This is a genomic window from Aeromonas sp. sif2433 (genome assembly GCF_019218705.1).
GTDB classification, from domain to species: Bacteria; Pseudomonadota; Gammaproteobacteria; order Enterobacterales; family Aeromonadaceae; genus Aeromonas; species Aeromonas encheleia.
In genome coordinates this window covers 319,523-336,722 of record NZ_JAHUXD010000004.1, presented here as the reverse complement: position 1 = coordinate 336,722, position 17,200 = coordinate 319,523, and the positions used below count along the sequence as shown (strand labels likewise).

The window sequence follows — 17,200 nt, the reverse complement described above, 5'->3', positions numbered from 1 at the left end:
GATTGAGAGCAGCACAGGGGTGCAGGCATGTTATCCAAGCCCCCCCTGTGCGTCCAGAGTTTACTGATGGCTTGCGCGACGGGCCGCCGGGCCCCGCCCGTCAGCCGCGTCCCGCGGTTACTGGCGGATGAGGCGCAGGTTGGCGGGCACCCGCTCCCAGTCGCTGCGGAAGGGGTTGATGTCCAGCCCGCCGCGGCGGGTATAACGGGCATAGACGGTCAGCTGGCTCGGGCCGCAGAAGTGCTTGAGATCGATGAAGATGCGCTCGATGCACTGCTCGTGGAACTCGTTGTGCTGGCGGAACGAGATGAGATAGCGCAAGAGTTTTTCCCGATCGAGGCGCGGGCCGCGGTAGTGGATCACCAGGGATCCCCAGTCCGGCTGGCGGGTGACCAGGCAGTTGGACTTGAGCAGATGGCTGTGCAGCGTCTCTTCGACGATGTCAGTGCCCGCCGCGCCCTGCAGCAGGGTCTGGTCGAACTCGTAGCCGTCGATCTCGATGTCCTGCTCGTCGATACACTCCCCCGGCAGCGCCGCTATCTGATGGGGCGCCTGATCGAGCGGGAACAGGGTGACGCTCACCTCGCTGCCGGCGCAGGCGCTCAGATCCTTGACCAGCAGGGCCTGCACCGCCGCCAGCGAGTCGCAGCGGGTCTGGTTGAAGGAGTTGAGGTAGAGCTTGAACGACTTGGATTCGATGAGGTTCGGGCTGGTGGCGGGCACGGCCACCTCGCCGAGCGCCACCATGGGCTTGCCTTTGGCATTGAGCCAGGAGAGCTCGTACAGGGTCCAGACGTCGCAACCCTGGAAGGGCAGGGTCTCGCCCAGGCCCAGGTCGTCGCGGTTCAGGCTGCGTGGCACGGGTTGCAACAGCTCAGGGGCGTACTGGCTGATGTAGGCCGACTGCTGGCCCAGGCTCAGGCCCTGCAGCGCGCTGGCGCCCGCGTATCTCTCTTGTTTGCTCATGCTTGTTTGCTCAACGGTTTGATGGTGCAATGACCGGCTTTTGCGGTCATTTTATTGCGGCTATCCTTGGCCGCTATTGTGGGGAATATCGATGTCGGATCAAGTCTTGTCTGCCCTGGAGCAGTTTTTTTTACGCTGGCAGCGCGATGGCGAGGCGAGGCGGGGCCTGCCCCTGTGCGAGTGGGAGCCGCAATGGCGCTCGCCCTGTGAGCTGGATGAACCCAAGGAGGGGAGGGTGGCCTGGCGCCCGGTGCAACGCGACACACCGGCAGATTTCACCGCCATGAGCGAGGCGCTGGAGCTGGTGCTGCACCCCGCCGCCCTCGCCCTGTTCGGCCACTGGTTCAGCCGCCCCATCCCCTGCTCCTACAAGGGGCTGCGCATCGAGTTGATCCTGCCGTGGAACGAGGCGGATCTGGACTTGCTCAGGGAGAACCTCATCGGTCACCTGCTGATGCTGCGCAAGTTGAAACGCTCGCCGTCGCTGTTCATCGCCACCACCCGCAACGAGATGACGCTGATCTCGCTGGATAACGAGAGCGGCCAGGTGTGGCTGGAATGGCTCGACTCCGGCCGCCGCCTGTCGCTGGCCCCCTCGTTGCCGGCGTTCCTCACCCGGCTGGAGACCCTGCCGTACTGAAGTGGGTCTGAGGGCGGGCAGTGCTCGACCCCAAGCCCTGAGTCGGCGTGAATGAGAAGGGCCTTGCCAGCTGGCAAGGCCCTTCTCTATGTGCGGCGTTTGGTGCGGCGCGGGGTTTCCCTGCTGGCCGGCGCCCCTAATCCTTGAAGTCCCAGGAGAGGTTGGAGACCAGCCGGCAGGCATCGCACTTGAAGTCGAAGATCTCGTGCAGCGGGGCCTCGAGTGTCCAGTTACCACCACAGCCGGGGCAGGGGCGTGCCTGCTCCGCGGCTTTGCTCAGGCCGCCGACCCGATAGAGGTAGTAGTAGGTCGGGATTCCGCTCGAGCCCTCCAGCCGTTTGGCAAGATCGCTGCCCCGGCGCTGCAGGCGGCTGCCCACCTCGCCTATCTCGTGCAGCGCCGCGTGTTCGGCGATGGAGCCGTTCATCTGCAGCTGATCGCAGGCCTCCCAGTCCTCCTGCCACTTGATGATCTGCTTGTGGTCGCCGTTGGCGATGGCGGGCAGGCGATAGAGCGGGATGGGGGCGAAATGATCGCCGCAGCGCAGCGGTGAGCAGCTGTGCAGGAAGCTGGTGTAGAGCAGCATCCAGCTCGGTCGCTCGTCAGTCTGGCCGCAGGGGTCCGTGCTGTCGGACAGCAGATCCATCCCTTGCAGATGCAGCTTGGGGGCCAGCAGACCGGCCTGGTGCAGGCCCTGTTCGGCCAGCGCGACCTGCTCGCTCTGATTATCCGGGTGCAGGCTGTCTTGCTCGGGGCAGACGACCCGGCTGACGAAGTGACCATCCTGCATGCTGGTGGGAAACTCCCGCCCCAGGATCTGCCCCTGGTAGCGCAGCATGTCGAGGTAGTTGACTATGGCCGGCTCGGCTTCGCCGAGGGAGGTGTCACGGTAGCATTCAAAGCTGAGTTCGAGGATGTACATGGCGGCGCTCAGTCCGGCTGCTTGAGCAGCAGGGCGGTCAGGCGATCGACCTTCTGCTCGAGCCGCTCGAGTTGCTCGCTCAGCTGTTGCAGGCTGACCACCTCAGCCGGGGGCGCTGCGACCACCGGGGGCGTGGCCGCAATCGGCTCGGCCGGCTGGGGTTGCTGCTTCCATTGGCTCAACACCTTGAGCAGCTCGGCCATGGGCACGGGGTGACTGAGGCGGGCCTTGACCATGGCGGTCGAGGGGGTGATCCCCCTGGCACTCAGTTCGTTGGCGATCTTGATGATCTCTTGGGCTGACATCTGGGCTTCTCACTGCGACCTGACTGGCGGCCGTCTTGCTGCTTGCGGATGGAGGCACAGAGCTTAATCAAAGCCTGCCCTTCAGGAAAGCAGAGCGAAGGGCGCCGGCTCAGTTTGTTGGGGGCGGGGGGAAGCCAGGGCGATTGAGAGGTGATTGAGGCACAGAGCTCAAACCCCACCTGTCAGGAAAGCGGGCCGACGCTGGCCCGCTCAGTTTGCCTGGCGCAGCATCACGTCCAGCTGGTCGATGGCTTCCGACCAGTCGGAGTCATTCCAGAGCGCGTCGCGCAGAAACACCGCCTGGGAAGGATTCCAGAAAGTGGCCTCGGGCAGCAGGGTCTGGTTGTCCAGATGGTGTTCGCGGATGAAGCGGTGCAGGCTTATTTCGTCATTGGCCAGGCCCAATTGGGCAAACAGGGCGGACATGTCGTGGGTCAGCAATTCCATCTCGTATCTCCTTGAGGGCGATTGTCGAGAATTATAGCCAGCCTCGTCACCATTGCTCCCAACCGCCGCTACGAAGGCAGGCGATGAGGGGGCAGCTCGACCCCGGTGACATGCAAGCCCTGCATGCAGAGCTGGCCCTGGTAATGGCTCTCCCCATCGCTGGAGAACTCGAACTGGTAATAGGTCAGCAGGCGCAGAGGCTTGTGCCCCAGCGCACGGTGGGTGCGGGCCAGCGACAGCAGTTGCAGATCGTGATGCTGGCAGTAACGCCGCATGTATTGCCAGGCCAGCTCCGCCTGACGACGCTGTTGCCAGAAGGCCCCCCCGACGAAAATCAGCAGCAAGATTCCAAGCATTTCTCCCATCAGCGGGTTCCTTCTGTGAGGTATGAATGAGGGCCCTGGCCCGCCCCTTGACGATGCGGGCCAGAGCCGTCGCCTGTGGCTATGCCGAGGCGAACAACCGGCCTATGGCCTGGCCGAGGGCATCGCTGCGCTCGGGGTCTCGCAATCTCGCCAGCATATCATTGCGCAGGGCCGGCAGGGTCACCAGCTCGGCAAACAGCTGATTGAAGAACTGGGTCTGTTGCAGCGCCAGCTGCTCCAGAAACAGGCTGAGCAGCGCGGGGGACTGCAGATCGGGCCAGAGGCGGCCGGCGATGGCGAGCAGCAGGGCCGGGCTCGGCTGGGTTTGCAGCAGGGTCAGCAGCTTGTTGCTGCGCAGCTTGTTGCCGGGGCAGGAGGCCAGCGCCCGGCACAGATAGGCCAGGGTCTCGGCATTGGGGACCGCGCACTCCTGCTCCTTGCCGATACGCTCGAGCAGCGCGCCTTGCAGCGCCGGCGGCAGCGGGGCGTTCTCCAGGCTCTGGCACAGGCCATAGAGCGGGGCCTGGGGCAGTCGCGGCAGCGCCTTGCACACCAGCGCCAGATTGCGCTCGTCCTGCAGCCGCTCGGCCAGATCGGCGAAGCCTTGCAACCCCAGGCTCTGCCAGCCCTCTTCACCCGGTGCCGCCAGATAGTGACAGAGGGCGTCGTAGTAGGCGGAAGGGGCCTGCTCCAGCTGGCGGGCCAGCTTGGCGTGCAGGCTGGCCATCTTGGCCTCGGCCGGGCGGAAGGTGTAGGGATTGTCGGCCAGTCGCTGGGCCTTATCCTCATCCAGCTCGCCGGTCAGCTTGTAACCCAGCGTCTCGATCACCTGATCCATGAAGTGCTTGGGGCCGCTGCCGATGAGCAGACCGCGCTCATCGAGCGCGAACTTGAGGAACCAGAGGTAGTGTCTGGATTCGGCCGGCTGGAAGAAGTGCACGCCGAGCCAGGCGTGCTGCTGCAGCGGCCAGGGGTAGGGCTCCTGCTGCTGTTCGATGCGCACGAAGAGATCGCTCGCCAGCGGGCGCACCTGGCGACCCATGTCGAACAGCTGGAACTCGGTATCGGCCTGGGTCAGAAATTCGGTCAGGGTATTGATGTCAGACATGTGATGGTCCGGCTTAAATGAGGATGCCGGCGATTATAAGGAGGCTGCATCAGATAGCCAGTGGTGGCGTGTGAGGGCGCAGCCGTGATGGCAACATGGCAGCCGCCGGGGGGGCGGTGTATAGTAGCGCCCCTTTTTGATGAGCTCGGCCATCTCCCTCTGTCATGCAGTGGGTGGGCCGTTAATGTGGTGATGAGGAAGAGAGCGAGATGAATCAATATTTGCTGGTAGCCAACCTGCTGGGTGAACTCACCGCCGAGTTGCAACGCCTCGATCGCTGGCAAGCCGAGCATCCGGGGGCCGAGGCGCTGGCGAGCGAGCTGCCATTTTGCGTCGATACCCTGAGCTTCGATCAATGGCTGCAGTTCGTGCTGATCCCGCGCATGGAGCAACTGGTGATGTTGCAGGCGCCGCTGCCAACCAGCGTCTCCCTCTATCCCATGGCGAGCGAAGTCTACAAGGAAGAGCTGGCCGAGGTCGCCGATCTGCTGCGGCTGATCGGCCGCTTCGATCTGCTGCTGAGTGGTAAGGTGGTAGAGCAATAATGAAGCTGACTCGGCTCTATCAGAAGGAAGCCCTGGCTGGGGTCATGGGGCCTCTGCGTCTCATCGGAAGTTGTTACGACCTGCTGTCAGGTGGCAAGGCGGTGGAGCAATGAAACTGACCCTGCTCTATCAGGATGACTGGCTGGTGGCGGTCAACAAGCCGTCCGGTCTGCTGGTCCACCGCAGCTGGCTCGACAAGGCCGAGACCCGCTTCGCCATGCAGATGACCCGGGATCTCATCGGCGGTCGTCACGTCTACCCCGTGCACCGGCTCGATCGCCCCACCTCGGGGGTGCTGCTGTTTGCACTGGACCCGGCGGTGGCGCGCACCCTGACCGAGGCGTTTGCCGCCCGCAAGGTGCACAAGGAGTATCTGGCGCTGGTGCGGGGCTGGGCGCCCGAGCAGGGGCTGATCGACCACCCGCTCAAAGAGCAGCTGGACAAGATCGCCGATGCCATGAGCAACCCCGATCGTCCCGCCCAGGAGGCGGTGACCACGTTTCGCAGCCTGCACCGGGTCGAGTTGCCCCATGCGGTCTCCAAGAAGCATCCCACCAGCCGTTACAGCCTGGTCCGGCTCTTCCCCAAGACGGGCCGCAAGCATCAGCTGCGTCGCCACCTGGATCACCTGTTCCACCCCATCGTCGGTGATACCACCCACGGTGATGGTCGTCATAATCGCTTCTTCCGCGAGCATTATGGCTGTGAGCGGCTGCTGCTGGTCGCCCACAAGTTGAGCTTCGAGCACCCGGTGCTCAAGGTGCCGATGCGGATCCAGGCTCCGCTCGGACCAGAGTTGCTGGGTCTGTTTGCCAGGCTGGGCTGGCCTGCCAGCGAGAGCGACTACGCGGTCTAGCCATCCCCACGGTCTGTTGCCTCTGACCGGGCTGTGGCATGCTGTAGGCCACGTCAGTCAGAGGAACAGGTTATGGTTCAGAGAGATACCCCGCTAGCCACCCCGTGTGCCCCGCACCTGCCGGGGGCCGAGACCCAGAACATCCTGCGAGATCCAGGCCCTCTCCTTCGCCAGAGGAGCCGCTGATGGCCGAGATAGATATCCTGGTCGGCACCGTCTACGGCTCGGCCATGCTGGTGGCCGAGACCCTGAGCGATCATCTGCAAGCCGAGGGCCATGTCTGCCGGATCTTCGACGAAGCCGAGCTGGAGGACATAGACGCCTCCCGCTTCTTGCTGCTGATCAGTGCGACCACCGGGCAGGGCGACATTCCCCCCAACCTGCTGCCCTTTGCCAGCGCCCTGGCCGATCGGGCGCCCTACATGAAAGGGTGGCGTTATGCCCTCATCGCCTTGGGGGACAGCAGTTACGAACACTTCTGCGGGGCCGGTCGCCAGTTGGATGGATTGTTGCAGGAGCTGGCCGCCGAGGCCCTGGTACCGCGTCTGGAGATAGACGCGACTGTGGAAGATGAGCCCGAAGTTGCGGCCATGGCCTGGTTGAAAACCTGGGAAAATAAACTGTAATCCTCTTGGTCCAGTATTCTTATTTTATCCCCCATCGGCTTGCCGCTGGGGGATAGTTATTTTGGGGCTTAGCCAAGCTTTCTCTTAAATATATCCTGTACTTTGTCAGGTTATTTTCTGTACCCGGACTCTGCTAAAAAAGCCGTTATTCATCAGAACTGCGACAAGTTACAAAATTAAAAGTTCCGCATTGAAAGCGATTTCAGTCATGTTTTTGTCATGGAATTGAAGGTTCTCATCTTATTCCTCATCGCGAATTAATAGTTGAAAGCGATTTCATTGGTGATTTATTGCTTCATTGCTGGATGTGGTGATGCATTGGTTGTTGTCATTGTTAGTTTTACATCCTTCATTCACTTGTCATGACTCTGGTGCGCGATTTGTCGCCGTTTTGTGAATCAGCTCATGTTTGTCGCGAAATTCGCTACTTATAATCGACCCCGGTTATCACCGAAATGATTTCTGGTGATAAGAACTTGAATATCAGGATCACACTCCCAGCGGGAATAAGGAAAAATGAAAATGAAAGCAAAGTGGCTCCCGATTGCAGCAGCAGTAACCGCTGCCCTGGCTTCCCAAGCCGCCTTCGCCGTTGATTTCCACGGCTACTTCCGTTCAGGTGTTGGTGTTTCCGGCGACGGGGACATGGTGAAATACAACGTCAACAAGGTTGGCCGTCTGGGTAACGAAAACGATACCTATGGCGAAGTGCAACTGGGTCAGGAAGTTTTCAACAAGGACGGCAAAACTTTCTATGTAGACTCCATGTTTGCCATGGCTTCCAACGGTTCCAATGACTGGGAAGGGACCGGCACCGTCTGTAACTTCGATGCCAAACAGTGCAACGGCGACTCCGATTTTGCGCTGCGTCAGTTCAACGTCCAGGCCAAGGGCCTGCTGGGCTTTGCACCGGAAGCGACTCTGTGGGCTGGTAAGCGTTACTACCAACGTCACGACATCCATATCTCCGACTTCTACTACTGGAACATCTCCGGTGCCGGTGCCGGTATCGAAGGCATCCAGGCCGGTCCTGGCAAGATCTCCTTCGCCTGGGTCCGCAACGACCGCAGCGCCGCCGACGTATTCGGTCAGTACACCGAAACCAGCCCGGGCGTGTTCCAGAAGAATGAAGATCTGAACGTCAACACCCTGGATCTGCGTTATGCCGGCATCCCGCTGTGGCAGGATGGTTCTCTGGAGCTGGGCGTTGACTATGCCATCGTCAACGAGACCGAAGCCCAGAAAGATCTGAAAAACGACAACATGAAAGACGGCGTCATGCTGACTGCCGAACTGACCCAAGGCATCCTGGGTGGCTTCAACAAGACCGTGCTGCAGTATGGTAGCGAAGGCTACTCCAAGACCATGGCCTTCTACGGTGACGGCTCCTGGTACGGCGCCGAAGCGAAAAGCGGTGCCGATGGCTACCGTATCATCAACCACGGTGTGATCCCGATGGGTAACTCCTGGGAGATGGGTCACCAGCTGGTGTACGGGGTAGGCAACGAGATGTGGGATGGTCACGACCAGACTGAAACCTTCTCTGCCGTCGTCCGTCCTATGTACAAGTGGGATGATTTCAACAAGACCATCTTTGAAGGCGGTGTCTTCAAGGACAAGACCAGCTACACCAGCGGTGGCAGCGACAAGGATGGTGGCTACAAGCTGACCCTGGCGCAGGCCTGGTCCGCCGGCCCCAGCTTCTGGGCCCGTCCGGAAATCCGTGTGTTCGCCTCCTACCTGGCTGATACCGAAGCGGATAGCAGCGGCAGCAAGAATTCCTTCGAAGGCGGCACTTCCAAGGACACCTATCAGGTTGGTGTGCAAGCGGAAGCTTGGTGGTAAGCAGTATCTTCAGTTAAGTTAGTCACTGCCCCCTCTTGGGGGCAGTTTTGTTTCACAGGATTTGGCAACCGGGTTATGGAGATAAGAAGAATGAAACTGGTAAAGATGTCTATCGCGGCCGTGGTTACCGCGCTGTTGGCCGGTTGTTCCGGTAGCATGGTGGTGCCCATAGAGGAGCACGCCTCCATCCTGAGCAATGCCGATCAAGCCAAGCAGGCGCTCTCTCAGACCACCAGCTGCTGCAAGGGCTTCAACGAATTCAACTATGTTTCTCTGCCGGAAGGCGACACGCTGCTGGTCATCGATGGCAAGCAGCCCAGTTATCAGTTTGACGAGGGGATGAGCTACTTTGCCGCCTATCGTCTACCGGCCAACACCGGCAACCTGGCCATCACCGTGGCTTCTCAGGTGAGCAAGACGGTGCTGGTGCCCAAGGTGATCATGCTGGATGCCCAGTTCAAGGTCACCCGCGTGCTGGGTGAGTCGGCATTCACTTACCAGCCGGCCTATCTGCTCAACAACGATCGGATTGAAGGCAATCTGCATGTCAATCGCAGCACGCCAGGCAACCCGGCGACCGAAACCTATATGGTGGTCTACGCGCCGGCCGATGAGCTGGCGGGCAGCACCACCATATTGCACCCGGCCAAGGCTTTTGCCCGTGCGAACGGGACTGTCGAGCCGGACATCAAGGATCCCGTTATCCCGCACTCTCCCTGGGGGCTGGTGCAGATCGAGGTGGTTGATACCGCCAAGGGGCAGGGCCTAGAGGCGGTGTTCAAGCCCGAGTACTCGGACAAGGTGGCGATGAGCCAGGCCCAGCCTGCCATAGCTGCAACGGCAGCCACCACAGCCGTGGTCGCAGCGACCCCCAGCAAGCCGGCTCCAGCCATGCTGACCGAGACCGAAACCTTCTATAACAGCCAGATCGAGAAGGCGGTCAAGGCCGGTGACATCGACAAGGCGATGCAGTTGGTGAACGAGGCAGAACGTGCTGGCTCGACCAAGGCCAAGTCGGTCTTTATTGATGCGGTCAAACGCTCACAGAAGAATTAAATAGCCGCGTTTAAATCGGCTAATATTTATTTGAGGCCTCCCTTGTTGGAGGCCTCTTTAATCGGTAGACTAGATAATAGAAAACAGCAATAAGTTACATTGAGTTACAATATGTTTCTTTAAGAATTGTTGAGACGTATAAAAATACAATGTGAAACAGCACTTTTCATCTCGCTGTAATAATATGAGTGTGCGAAGTAATATTCCGATTGCCCCCAGTAAATCCCATTTATTTATCTTGTGATCTCTCCTCCAAATTTATTATTCCCTTCGGCGCGACGGAGGCATTTCCCGCGGCGCTGGGTTATATTCTGTTGGTCAAAATAAGTAAACCCGAGTCGTATTCAGTGCAAGCGCGGATGACGAACGCTGTCATCTATAAATTGCACTGAGTCGCTGACGGAAAAAAATCCATTCAGGAGCGCACACATGTTAAAAAATGCTTTCTCTAATCTGCAAAAGGTCGGTAAGGCGCTGATGCTGCCAGTATCGGTCTTGCCCGTTGCAGGTATTCTGCTGGGGGTGGGTGCTGCCCACTTCAGCTGGTTGCCGGAAATTGTCTCCCAGTTGATGGAGCAAGCCGGTGGTTCCGTATTCGGTCAGATGGCCCTGCTGTTCGCCGTGGGCGTGGCACTTGGCTTTACCAATAACGACGGTGTATCCGGTCTGTCTGCCATCGTAGGCTACGGCATCATGACCGCTACCTTGAGCGTGATGGCACCTGTGATGGGTGTGGAGAAGATCGATACCGGTGTACTCGGCGGTATCCTCGCCGGTGGTGTCGCCGCCTGGGCGTTCAACCGCTTCTACAAGATCCAGCTGCCAGAGTATCTGGGCTTCTTCGCCGGCAAACGCGCCGTGCCCATCATCACTGGCTTCGTTTCCATCGGTCTGGGTGTGATCCTGTCCGTGATCTGGCCGCCAGTGGGTGGCGCTATCGCCGCCTTCTCCGACTGGGCTGCCAACCAGAACCCGGTACTGGCCTTCGGTATCTACGGCGTGGTTGAACGCTCCCTGATCCCGTTCGGTCTGCACCACATCTGGAACGTACCCTTCTTCTATCAGGCTGGTACCTGTGTCAACGGTGCCGGTGAAACCGTACACGGCATCATGACCTGCTTCCTGACCGCCAACGACGCTACCCGCGCCGCCGGTAACGGCTTCGGTCAGCTGGCCGGTGGCTATCTGTTCAAGATGTTCGGTCTGCCTGCTGCCGCCTTTGCCATTGCGCATTGTGCCAAGCCGGAAAACCGCGCCAAGATCGTTGGTATCATGGCCTCTGCCGCCCTGACCTCCTTCCTGACCGGTATCACCGAGCCTATCGAGTTCTCCTTCCTGTTCGTTGCCCCGGTACTGTATGCGATTCACGCCCTGCTGGCTGGTCTGGCCTATGTGCTGACCAACTCCCTGGGGATCGTACACGGTCACACCTTCTCCAACGGCTTCATCGACTTCGTGGTGCAGTCACCCCGTGCCGATAACATGCTGTTGCTGGTGGGCCTGGGTCTGGTCTACGCCGTCCTCTACTATGTGGTCTTCACCGTGGTGATCCGTGCCATGAACCTGAAGACTCCGGGTCGTGAAGACGAAGCGGCTGAAGAAACCGTCGCCCAGAGCAAAGACGAGATGTCTGCCGCCCTGGTCGGTGCCTTCGGTGGTAAAGACAACATCGCCTCTCTGGATGCCTGTATCACCCGTCTGCGTGTCGGTGTGAAGGATGTGTCCAAGGTTGACCAGGCTGGTCTGAAGAAACTGGGCGCTGCCGGTGTGGTCGTGGCTGGTTCTGGTGTTCAGGCCATCTTCGGTACCAAGTCCGACAACCTGAAAACCGAGATGGACATCTGGATGAAGAGCAACTAATACAGTTGCCTGAAACTCAGAGTCTGAAAAAGGGAGGCGCAAGCCTCCCTTTTTGCTGGGCGCTCGGCGGTGTATCCGAGGCTGGTGGTGTGTGAGCCCCTCAGCCGGTGACATCGACAGGGGAGGGGCTGCCAGGGTAGATGTATACCATGGGTGGATATGAGCGCCGCCAACGCTTAGCACAAAGAAAAAGGGCGCCTGAGGGGCGCCCTTTGCCGTTGCCGGGTCTGGGTTACAGCTTCTCCAGATCCCGCTCTATCTCGCTTATCTTGTTCTGCACCACTTTTTCCAGGTGGCGCAGATCGCGTAATATCTTCTGCTTGATGTCAGGGTCAGCCTGGACGTGCACCCCCTGAGTCAGGTTGTCCAGCTCATCCACCACGTACTTGAGGTTGGCGTTGATTTCGGTGACATCCTTGTACTCATGGGTGCCCGAATCGATCAGTATGGTCTTGCGCTGACGCGGATACTTGAACTTGACACTCTTGGCGAAGAACTCGCCCTTCTGCTTCTTGAAGTAGATCTTGAGGATGTCGTGATTGGCCTCCTGGCGCAGGGTGTAGCTGTCCACTGAGGTGGGTTCCTGGATCCCCAGGCTCTTTAGATTCTCGTACATCGGGCTTCCTCGATTTGAAACGATCCTGACCCATCTATCTTAACCGAGTCACCGTAGCTTGCCTGTGACAGGGGCGCCAAAATCAAAAGGGTCCCAAAGGGCCCTTGCTGTGGGGTCGCCGGCTGGGCAGTCTCGATGACTCGCAGCAGGGTGTTGATGCCAAGCATCCTGATGGTATCTATATTCATGATGCACAAAACAATAAAAAAGGGCGCCCTCAGGCGCCCTTTTTTGCACGGCGACATCTTACTCGTCGATGGAACGCAGCAGGGCGTTGATGCCGACCTTGGCACGGGTCTTGGCATCCACCTTCTTGACGATCACGGCGGCGTACAGACTGTACTTGCCGCACTTGGAAGGCAGGGAGCCGGAGACGACCACCGAGCCAGCCGGCACGCGGCCGTAGTGGATCTCGCCGGTCTCGCGATCATAGATGCGGGTGGACTGGCCGATGAAGACGCCCATGGAGATGACGGAGCCTTCCTCCACGATCACACCCTCAACTACCTCGGAGCGGGCACCGATGAAGCAGTTGTCTTCAATGATGGTCGGGTTGGCCTGCAGCGGCTCCAGTACGCCACCGATGCCGACGCCGCCGGACAGGTGCACGTTCTTGCCGATCTGGGCGCAGGAGCCGACGGTGGCCCAGGTGTCGACCATGGTGCCTTCATCGACGAAGGCGCCGATGTTGACGTAGGAGGGCATCAGCACGGTATTGGGGGCGATGAAGGAGCCTTTGCGAGCGGTCGCCGGCGGCACCACGCGCACCCCGGCAGCCTTGAACTGCTCGGCGGTATAGTCGGAAAACTTGAGGGGAACCTTGTCGTAATACTGGGCGTCGTCACCCTTGATGATGCCGTTGTCATTGATGCGGAAGTAGAGCAGTACCGCCTTCTTCAACCACTGGTGTACCACCCACTCGCCGGCAATCTTCTCGGCGACACGGGCCTTGCCGGAATCCAGCAGTTCGATGACTTGCAGGATGGCGGTCTTGGTGGCGGCATCGACGGAGCCGGGAGTGATGGAATCACGGCGCTCGAAGGCCGCTTCGATGATCTGTTGCAACTCGGTCATGACAGGTTTCCTTTAAATAATTCCGTTTGTTGTATCACACTTTTCCAATTGTTTTTAAGGGCCCGGGCCGATTTCTTCGGGAGAATGGCGACTTATTGTGCGTTGGTTGCTCAAGCGCTTGTTCTGATTGATAAATCAGCATGAAAAGCGGTGTCCAGTGGAGCCGCCTCCCGATTGATCCGCGCCCTCTTCCTGCGGATTGAGTTGATTGACCAAGCGCTCCTCCAGCGCCTGCTGCTCGGCCTGGTTCAGAGGTTCCCCCTCGAGCGTAGTGAGGCTGAAGAAATCCTCCACCCGCTCGCCTATGGTGGTGATCTTGGCCGCATGCAGGGAGAGGCCGCACTGCTGGAACACGGCGCCGATCCGGGCCAACAGCCCCGGGGTATCCAGCGCCGTCAGCTCCAGCAGGGTGTGTCGAGTCTCCCCTTTATGGAGTGGGGAGCGGGGCAAGAATACCACCCGGGTCGGCACGCTGAACTGGCGGTGGCGGCGCGACAGTGGCTTGTTGCGCAGCACCAGCTTGCCCGGCTCCTGCAGGGCCTTCTCCAGCGCCTTCCTGATGGTGGCGGTGCGGTTCGGGCTGATGGGATCGCCGGTCGGCTCCAGCACGATGAAGGTATCCAGCACGTAATCGCTGCGCGAATTCATGATCTGGGCGTCGTGGATGTTGAGATTCTTCTGATCCAGCGCCGAGGCCACGGTGGCGAACAGATTCGGGGTGTCGCGGCAATAGATGAACACCTCGCTGCCGCCCCGGGTGGGGTGCTTGCCTATGATCACCAGCGGGGCGGGATTGTCGCCATGAGCGATGATCTTGCGGCAGTGCCAGGCGATCTGCTCCGGGTTGTGGCGCAGGAAGTAGTCGGCCTTGAAGTCGCTCCACAAGGCGTTGATCGCCTCCTCCGGCACCTCACGTTGTGCCAGGATCTGCTTCGCCTGACGCTGGTTCTCGCGGATCTTGAGCCGCATGTCGGGCGGGTTCTCCAGCCCCTGGCGCAGGGCCTTCTGGGTGGCGAAGTAGAGCTCGCGCAGCAGGGTGCCCTTCCAGTCGTTCCAGAGGGTGTCGTTGGTGGCGCAGATATCGGCCACAGTCAGACAGTAGAGCAAGTCGAGGTGCAGCTCGTCGCGCACCTTCTGGGCAAAATCGGCCACCACCTCAGGATCGTAGATGTCGCGCCGCTGGGCGGTGACCGACATCAGCAGATGGTGGCGCACCAGCCAGGCCACCAGGCGGCTCTCGTAGCGATCCAGGCCGTGCAGCTGGCAAAACTCCAGCGCATCGACGGCGCCGAGCTCGGAGTGATCCCCACGGCGGCCCTTGGCGATGTCGTGGAACAGGGCGGCGATGCTGAGCAGCTCCGGCTTGCGCAGCTGGGCGAACACCTCGTGACAGAGCGGGTGGGTCTGACGGCTGGCCGGATTGGCGAAGCGATGGATGTTCTTGAGCAGCCGGTGGGTGTGCTCATCCACCGTGTAGGCGTGGAACATGTCGAACTGCATCTGGCCGACGATGAGGTTCCATTGGGGCAGATAGGCCGCGAGGATCCCGTACTTGTGCATCAGGGTGAGCGCTTGACCTATGCCATTGGGGTGGCGCAGCAGCGCCATGAACAGGCGGCGACACTCGGGCAGGTCCTGCAACCAGCAGCTGAGGGTGCGCCGCGCCTCGCGCAGCTGGCGCAGGGTGGCGGAGTGAATGCCGGCGATGTCGGGATGCTGGGCAATCTGGTAGAAGAGCCGCAGTATGGCGGCGGGATCGCGGCCAAACAGCTCGGGATCCACCGCATCGATGAGCCGACCCCGCAGCTGGAACTCGGGGCAGAGGCGGCGGACATCCATGGCGGTGTTGCCCAGAATGGCCTCGTCAAACAGCTGCAGCAGCATCTCGTTGAGCTCGGCGACCCGCCTCACCGTCTGGTAGAAGCGCTTCATCATCTGCTCGACCGGGCCGTTGCCTTCGCCCTCGAAGCCCAGCATCTGGGCCACGGTGCGCTGGCGGTCGAACAGCAGGCGGTTGTCGCCCTTGTTGATGGCCATGTGCAGCGCGAAGCGCACCTTCCACAGGAAGTTTTGGCAGTCGAGCAGCTCGCGGTACTCGGCCCGGTTCAGGAAGCCGTGGCTGGTCATCTCATAGAGGGTGGTGGCGCCGAAGTGGCGGCGGGCGACCCAGGCCAGGGTCTGGATGTCGCGCAGGCCCCCCGGGTTGCTCTTGAGATCGGGTTCCAGCTTGTAGGCGGTGCCGAGGAACTGCTGATGGCGCAGGCTCTGCTCCTCGCGTTTGGCGCGAAAGAACTCCTCACTCGGCCAGAAGTGCAGGGGATGAGTCGCGGCTTGCAACTGCTCGAACCCGGCCAGACGACCGGTGATGTAGCGCGCCTCGATGAGGTTGGTGGCGACCGTGATGTCGGCCCGGCCCTGCTCGATGCACTCGGCCACGTTGCGCACCGATTGCCCCACCTCCAGCTTGAGATCCCACAGCAGGGTGATGAACTCGCCGATGCGCAGCCCCAGCACCTCATCGAGCTCCTCCCCTTCATAGAGGATGAGCAGGTCGATGTCGGAGTGGGGATGCAGCTCACCGCGGCCATAGCCACCCACCGCGATCAGGGTGAGCGCCGTCTTGTCGAAGCCGAATTTCTGCCACAGCCGGATCAGCAACTGATCCATGTACTCGGAGCGGGTGGCCACCAGTTCGATGATGTTGTCACCGGCATCGAAGCGGGCATGCAACCAGACAAGGAAGCGGCTCAAGTACTCCTTGCAGTTCTCGCGGGTGAGCTGATCATCGGGCAACAGATGGGGGGAAAGCAGGCTGGCATCCATGGCATCTCACACTCTGGTCGGGCGGCTAAAAACAAAACCCCGGTGCAGGGCCGGGGTTTGATGTTAACCGTGTTTGTAGAACCGGTCGATAGTGTCGTCTGGGCGCAGGGTCAGCACCTCGCAGCCGTCATCGGTGACCAGCAGGGTGTGCTCCCACTGGGCGGAGTCGCCGCCATCCTTGGTGGTCACTGTCCAGCCATCCTTCGGGTTGACGCGGCAGTGGTATTTCTTGCTGTTGACCATGGGCTCTATGGTGAAGCACATGCCGGCCTTGAGCTCCAGCTTGCCGCCGTTGCGGTAGTGCAGGATCTGCGGCTCTTCATGGAACTCGCTGCCGATGCCGTGGCCACAGTAGTCGCGCACCACGGAGAAACCGGCCTGCTCGACGATGGGCTGGATCACGGCACCGATCTCGGTGATGCACATGCCGGGGCGTACCCGCTTGATGGCGGCGTACAGGCTGTCCTGGGCCACCTTGCACAGCTGGCGGCGCAGCGGGGTAGTCTGACCGACGATGAACATGGCGGAGGTGTCGCCGTGGTAACCATCCTTGATGACGGTGATGTCCAGGTTGATGATGTCCCCTTCCCGCAATTTCTTGTGGTTGGGGATGCCGTGACAGATCACGTCGTTCACCGAGGTGCAGATGGACTTGGGGAAACCGTGGTAGTTGAGGGGGGCGGGGACCGCCTGCTGCACGTTAACGATGTAGTCGTGGCACAGGGTGTTCAGCTCGTCGGTGGTGACGCCGGCGTTGACATGGGGGGCGATCATGACCAGCACATCGGCAGCCAGCTGGCCGGCAATGCGCATCTTTTCAATCTCTTCCGGTGTCTTGATTTTGATGGACATGGGATCTCTCTTGGGGCCTGACTTCTCATCCTGGGATGACCTAAAATCAGGTAATGAAAAATAGATGCGTTTGCAATCAGGGCGAAATTTTATCCCCAACCTCCGTTTACTTCCAGTGTGATTGTCATCACAGCGTCAGCCAGCGGTCGCATCCCAGCTCCTGGGGATCCATTTTTAGCGTGGCTGCTGGTGGTGTCCTGACCAAAGTTATGGTATAAAGCGCGCCGGAATGGGGAACTTGCGTCCGCATTTCATCACCCTTACTCAATAACACACACACATCGACACCTGTAC

Annotated in this window: 17 protein-coding genes; 7 read left to right on the top strand and 10 right to left on the bottom strand. The window is 60.2% G+C overall.

Going from position 1 to position 17,200, the window contains the following annotated elements; translation table 11 throughout:
* Window positions 1-117 precede the first annotated feature (117 nt).
* Window positions 118-966, bottom strand: a complete 849-nt coding sequence (gene queF, locus KW825_RS08815; protein WP_218289833.1) for an NADPH-dependent 7-cyano-7-deazaguanine reductase QueF — start codon at window positions 964-966, stop codon at window positions 118-120.
* Between the two features lie 91 nt (window positions 967-1,057).
* Here queF and syd point away from each other — a divergent pair, with 91 nt between their 5' ends.
* The gene (gene syd, locus KW825_RS08810) at window positions 1,058-1,606 is read left to right on the top strand and encodes a SecY-interacting protein (RefSeq protein WP_042654081.1); all 549 of its coding nucleotides are present in this window, start codon (window positions 1,058-1,060) and stop codon (window positions 1,604-1,606) included.
* A 136-nt stretch (window positions 1,607-1,742) separates the two neighbouring features.
* Here syd and KW825_RS08805 read toward each other — a convergent pair whose 3' ends face one another.
* From KW825_RS08805 to KW825_RS08785, 5 genes are all read right to left on the bottom strand, one after another.
* Window positions 1,743-2,528, bottom strand: a complete 786-nt coding sequence (locus KW825_RS08805; RefSeq protein ID WP_218289834.1) for a Zn-ribbon-containing protein — start codon at window positions 2,526-2,528, stop codon at window positions 1,743-1,745.
* 8 nt (window positions 2,529-2,536) lie between these two features.
* Window positions 2,537-2,833, bottom strand: a complete 297-nt coding sequence (locus KW825_RS08800; protein ID WP_218289835.1) for a hypothetical protein — start codon at window positions 2,831-2,833, stop codon at window positions 2,537-2,539.
* A 210-nt stretch (window positions 2,834-3,043) separates the two neighbouring features.
* The gene (locus KW825_RS08795) at window positions 3,044-3,280 is read right to left on the bottom strand and encodes a DUF2789 domain-containing protein (RefSeq protein ID WP_042654078.1); all 237 of its coding nucleotides are present in this window, start codon (window positions 3,278-3,280) and stop codon (window positions 3,044-3,046) included.
* Window positions 3,281-3,348: 68 nt separating this feature from the next.
* Window positions 3,349-3,645, bottom strand: coding sequence for a DUF3301 domain-containing protein (locus KW825_RS08790; RefSeq protein WP_218289836.1), 297 nt, complete (start codon window positions 3,643-3,645; stop codon window positions 3,349-3,351).
* Between the two features lie 79 nt (window positions 3,646-3,724).
* Complete coding sequence (locus KW825_RS08785) at window positions 3,725-4,753, bottom strand: DUF3549 family protein (protein WP_218289837.1); 1,029 nt, start codon at window positions 4,751-4,753, stop codon at window positions 3,725-3,727.
* A gap of 209 nt (window positions 4,754-4,962) precedes the next feature.
* On the opposite strand from KW825_RS08785, the gene KW825_RS08780 reads away from it, so the two are divergent.
* The 6 genes from KW825_RS08780 to ptsG all read left to right on the top strand — a co-directional run bounded on the left by KW825_RS08780 (window position 4,963) and on the right by ptsG (window position 11,541).
* Window positions 4,963-5,298 (top strand): YqcC family protein, encoded by a 336-nt coding sequence (locus KW825_RS08780; protein WP_042654075.1) that lies wholly within the window; start codon window positions 4,963-4,965, stop codon window positions 5,296-5,298.
* A gap of 109 nt (window positions 5,299-5,407) precedes the next feature.
* Complete coding sequence (truC, locus tag KW825_RS08775; RefSeq protein ID WP_218289838.1) at window positions 5,408-6,154, top strand: tRNA pseudouridine(65) synthase TruC; 747 nt, start codon at window positions 5,408-5,410, stop codon at window positions 6,152-6,154.
* Between the two features lie 185 nt (window positions 6,155-6,339).
* A complete protein-coding gene (locus tag KW825_RS08770) occupies window positions 6,340-6,780 on the top strand; it encodes a flavodoxin (protein ID WP_218289839.1) in 441 nt (146 codons plus the stop codon).
* Between the two features lie 522 nt (window positions 6,781-7,302).
* Window positions 7,303-8,625, top strand: a complete 1,323-nt coding sequence (locus tag KW825_RS08765) for a maltoporin (RefSeq protein ID WP_305729931.1) — start codon at window positions 7,303-7,305, stop codon at window positions 8,623-8,625.
* 90 nt (window positions 8,626-8,715) lie between these two features.
* Window positions 8,716-9,681 carry a MalM family protein gene (locus KW825_RS08760; RefSeq protein WP_218289841.1) on the top strand — a complete coding sequence of 322 codons (966 nt, stop codon included), beginning with the start codon at window positions 8,716-8,718 and terminating at the stop codon, window positions 9,679-9,681.
* Between the two features lie 429 nt (window positions 9,682-10,110).
* Window positions 10,111-11,541, top strand: coding sequence for a PTS glucose transporter subunit IIBC (gene ptsG / locus KW825_RS08755; RefSeq protein ID WP_042654071.1), 1,431 nt, complete (start codon window positions 10,111-10,113; stop codon window positions 11,539-11,541).
* A 232-nt stretch (window positions 11,542-11,773) separates the two neighbouring features.
* On the opposite strand, the gene KW825_RS08750 is transcribed toward ptsG, so the two are convergent.
* From KW825_RS08750 to map, 4 genes are all read right to left on the bottom strand, one after another.
* Complete coding sequence (locus KW825_RS08750) at window positions 11,774-12,157, bottom strand: DUF3461 family protein (protein WP_042654070.1); 384 nt, start codon at window positions 12,155-12,157, stop codon at window positions 11,774-11,776.
* A 246-nt stretch (window positions 12,158-12,403) separates the two neighbouring features.
* Window positions 12,404-13,231, bottom strand: coding sequence for a 2,3,4,5-tetrahydropyridine-2,6-dicarboxylate N-succinyltransferase (gene dapD / locus KW825_RS08745; protein ID WP_042654069.1), 828 nt, complete (start codon window positions 13,229-13,231; stop codon window positions 12,404-12,406).
* 135 nt (window positions 13,232-13,366) lie between these two features.
* Window positions 13,367-16,054 carry a bifunctional uridylyltransferase/uridylyl-removing protein GlnD gene (gene glnD / locus KW825_RS08740; protein ID WP_218328961.1) on the bottom strand — a complete coding sequence of 896 codons (2,688 nt, stop codon included), beginning with the start codon at window positions 16,052-16,054 and terminating at the stop codon, window positions 13,367-13,369.
* Between the two features lie 63 nt (window positions 16,055-16,117).
* Window positions 16,118-16,906, bottom strand: coding sequence for a type I methionyl aminopeptidase (gene map, locus KW825_RS08735; RefSeq protein WP_218328960.1), 789 nt, complete (start codon window positions 16,904-16,906; stop codon window positions 16,118-16,120).
* Window positions 16,907-17,200: the final 294 nt, after the last annotated feature.

Bases quoted from the DNA above. Each gene is read 5' to 3' on its own strand.
- queF (WP_218289833.1), bottom strand. From the start codon at position 966: ATGAGCAAACAAGAGAGATACGCGGGCGCCAGCGCGCTGCAGGGCCTG.
- syd (WP_042654081.1), top strand. From the start codon at position 1,058: ATGTCGGATCAAGTCTTGTCTGCCCTGGAGCAGTTTTTTTTACGCTGG.
- KW825_RS08805 (WP_218289834.1), bottom strand. From the start codon at position 2,528: ATGTACATCCTCGAACTCAGCTTTGAATGCTACCGTGACACCTCCCTC.
- KW825_RS08800 (WP_218289835.1), bottom strand. From the start codon at position 2,833: ATGTCAGCCCAAGAGATCATCAAGATCGCCAACGAACTGAGTGCCAGG.
- KW825_RS08795 (WP_042654078.1), bottom strand. From the start codon at position 3,280: ATGGAATTGCTGACCCACGACATGTCCGCCCTGTTTGCCCAATTGGGC.
- KW825_RS08790 (WP_218289836.1), bottom strand. From the start codon at position 3,645: ATGGGAGAAATGCTTGGAATCTTGCTGCTGATTTTCGTCGGGGGGGCC.
- KW825_RS08785 (WP_218289837.1), bottom strand. From the start codon at position 4,753: ATGTCTGACATCAATACCCTGACCGAATTTCTGACCCAGGCCGATACC.
- KW825_RS08780 (WP_042654075.1), top strand. From the start codon at position 4,963: ATGAATCAATATTTGCTGGTAGCCAACCTGCTGGGTGAACTCACCGCC.
- truC (WP_218289838.1), top strand. From the start codon at position 5,408: ATGAAACTGACCCTGCTCTATCAGGATGACTGGCTGGTGGCGGTCAAC.
- KW825_RS08770 (WP_218289839.1), top strand. From the start codon at position 6,340: ATGGCCGAGATAGATATCCTGGTCGGCACCGTCTACGGCTCGGCCATG.
- KW825_RS08765 (WP_305729931.1), top strand. From the start codon at position 7,303: ATGAAAGCAAAGTGGCTCCCGATTGCAGCAGCAGTAACCGCTGCCCTG.
- KW825_RS08760 (WP_218289841.1), top strand. From the start codon at position 8,716: ATGAAACTGGTAAAGATGTCTATCGCGGCCGTGGTTACCGCGCTGTTG.
- ptsG (WP_042654071.1), top strand. From the start codon at position 10,111: ATGTTAAAAAATGCTTTCTCTAATCTGCAAAAGGTCGGTAAGGCGCTG.
- KW825_RS08750 (WP_042654070.1), bottom strand. From the start codon at position 12,157: ATGTACGAGAATCTAAAGAGCCTGGGGATCCAGGAACCCACCTCAGTG.
- dapD (WP_042654069.1), bottom strand. From the start codon at position 13,231: ATGACCGAGTTGCAACAGATCATCGAAGCGGCCTTCGAGCGCCGTGAT.
- glnD (WP_218328961.1), bottom strand. From the start codon at position 16,054: ATGGATGCCAGCCTGCTTTCCCCCCATCTGTTGCCCGATGATCAGCTC.
- map (WP_218328960.1), bottom strand. From the start codon at position 16,906: ATGTCCATCAAAATCAAGACACCGGAAGAGATTGAAAAGATGCGCATT.